Below are 2,783 nucleotides of genomic sequence, written 5' to 3'. Positions count from 1 at the left end.
CACTAAGCTAGAATACCGAAGGCTTTATAGCGTGTATCTCAATTATGTGTTTGCTTATTGAAAACCCTCTTTTTTAAGGGGGTTTAGAAAAATCGCAACATCAAAGCTTTTATCGTTGGTGATAAAATCTACAAAACCAACGGCGCGACAACAAACCCTAACGCTACGCTCAAAAACACGACTAAAACCCCAGGGATCAAAAACGCATGATCAAACACATAACGGCCCATTTTAGTGGTGCCGGTGTTATCCATAGCGATCGCTCCTAGTAAAGTGGGGTAAGTGGGTAACACAAACAACGCCGAAACGCTCGCAAAAGAAGCCACAATAATATACAAATGCTCCGTATGGTTAGCGCTAATGCCTAAGGCTGTGATCACGCTTGGGATGAGCGCTTTAGAGGTGGCAGCTTGAGAATACAAAAGCATGGAAGCCAAAAAGAGCGCTACGGCTAATAAAAACGGGTAATCAGCGATCAAAAAAGAAGCGTATCGTTTGATTTCATCTATATGGTTGCTCACAAAAGTATCGCCTAACCACGCCACGCCTAACACGCACACGCACGCTTGCATGCCGGATTTGAACACACTTGAATGGGCGATTTCATTAGCGTTGATCTTGCAAAAAATCACAATTAGAGTCGCCACACTCAGCATGAAAGACACGATCGCTTGATCTCTGCCTAAAACCACCGGGCTAATCAAAGCGATATTTTTGGAAATCGCGCTCGCATAAAACACGATCGCCACAACCCCACCGATAAAAATCCATAGCGATAATTTCGCGCTTTTTGAGGCTTCTTTTTCTTTTTTCATCATAGGGGGCGAAATTTTGCCCGCTTTCAAGCGTTCTAAATAATTCGGGTCGCTGTCTAACTTTAAATTAGTAAAACCCATAATAAACGCCGTGAGCATGCATGCTAAAAAAGTCGTAGGGATCCAAACCATTAAAAGGGTGAGATAATTTGCTCCTAAAGGCTCTAAAATACCGCTCATAAACACCACCGCTGCGCTCACCGGGCTTGCAGTAATAGCGACTTGACTAGAAACAACTGCTAAGCTTAAGGGTGCTTTGGGTTTGATGTTTTGGCTCTGGCTCACTTCCACAATCACTGGGATCAAAGAAAAAACCGTATGCCCAGTGCCGGCTAGTATCGTTAAAAAATACGCCACGCTTGGCGCTAAATAGTTGATTTGCTTGGGGTGTTTCCTTAAAATTTTTTCAGCGATTTGGACTAAATAATCCAAGCCCCCCGCTTTTTGCATCGCACTGATAGCGCTAATGACTGCCATGATGATTAAAATCACATCAAAAGGGATTTTGCCCGGGTTTAGCCCCAAAAATAAGCATAAAACAAGCACGCCCAAACCCCCCGCATAGCCCACTCCCAAGCCCCCTAGCCTTGCCCCTAAAAAAAGCGAAAAAAGTAACACGATAATTTGAAAAAAGGCATCCACCATTAACCCTTTTTAAATTTATTTTAACGATGTTTTACTATACTATAAAATCTTTTAAATTTCAAAAGGTAGTCTATAATGAGAATGTTTTTGAAATTTTTGATTCTTTTATTTTGTTTGAAGGGGCAAGTCATGGCTCAAAATTTACCTACCATTGCTTTACTAGCGACAGGGGGGACGATTGCAGGGAGTGGTGCAAGCGCGAGTTTGGGTAGTTATAAGAGCGGTGAGTTGGGTGTCAAAGAGCTTCTTAAGGCTATCCCCAGTCTCAACAAGATCGCTCGCATTCAAGGGGAACAGATTTCTAACATCGGCTCACAAGACATGACTGAAGAGGTATGGTTCAAGCTCGCCAAACGCACCCAAGAATTGCTAGACGATAGCCGTATTCAAGGCGTGGTCATCACGCATGGCACGGACACTTTAGAAGAGAGCGCGTATTTTTTAAACTTGGTTTTACACTCCACAAAACCGGTCGTGCTAGTGGGAGCGATGCGTAACGCTGCTTCTTTGAGCGCGGATGGGGCTTTGAATTTGTATAACGCGCTGAGCGTAGCGGTTAATGAAAAAAGCGCGAATAAGGGCGTGTTGGTGGTCATGGACGATACTATTTTTAGCGCTAGAGAGGTGGTTAAAACGCACACCACCCACACTTCCACCTTTAAAGCCTTAAACAGCGGCACGATAGGGAGCGTGTATTATGGTAAAGTGCGTTATTACATGCAGCCTTTGAGAAAACACACCACAGAGAGCGAATTTTCCCTTTTAGAGCTCAAAACCCCCTTACCTAAAGTGGATATTATTTACACGCATGCCGGCATGACCCCTGATTTATTCCAAGCGAGCCTAAACTCGCATGCAAAAGGCGTTGTGATAGCCGGGGTGGGTAATGGGAATGTGAGCGCTGGGTTTTTAAAAGCGATGCAAGAAGCGAGCGAAATGGGGGTGGTTATCGTTCGTTCTAGCAGGGTAGGTAGCGGTGAAATTACTTCAGGCGAGATTGATGACAAGGCCTTTATCACAAGCGATAACTTAAACCCTCAAAAAGCTAGGGTGCTTTTACAACTCGCTTTAACCAAAACGAATGATAAGGCAAAAATCCAAGAAATGTTTGAAGAGTATTGAACGATTCTATTAGATCACCCGATTATCAAAGATAATTGGGTGATTTGGTTTATTTTGTTTTTGACTTTATTTTCATCAAATATTGATAACTATCAAAATAGATTTGATGAAGCTCCCCCTTTTTTTTAAAAAGAGAGCTTTCAATAAGCAAACACATAATTGAGATACACGCTATAAAGCCTTCGGTATTCTAGCTTAGTG

General features: G+C 42.9%; 2 protein-coding genes. One reads left to right on the top strand and one right to left on the bottom strand.

The window, feature by feature from the left end:
- Positions 1-128 precede the first annotated feature (128 nt).
- Positions 129-1,460 (bottom strand): anaerobic C4-dicarboxylate transporter, encoded by a 1,332-nt coding sequence (locus tag EWZ81_RS04060; protein ID WP_205250228.1) that lies wholly within the window; start codon positions 1,458-1,460, stop codon positions 129-131.
- 75 nt (positions 1,461-1,535) lie between these two features.
- Here EWZ81_RS04060 and EWZ81_RS04055 point away from each other — a divergent pair, with 75 nt between their 5' ends.
- Entirely contained in the window at positions 1,536-2,582 is a 1,047-nt protein-coding gene (locus EWZ81_RS04055; RefSeq protein WP_165549100.1) for an asparaginase, read from the top strand.
- Positions 2,583-2,783: the final 201 nt, after the last annotated feature.

This window comes from Helicobacter pylori (assembly GCF_011140715.1).
GTDB classification, from domain to species: Bacteria; Campylobacterota; Campylobacteria; order Campylobacterales; family Helicobacteraceae; genus Helicobacter; species Helicobacter pylori_DA.
The sequence above is the reverse complement of the archived record's forward strand: the minus strand, read 5'-3'. Positions and strand labels throughout refer to the sequence as shown.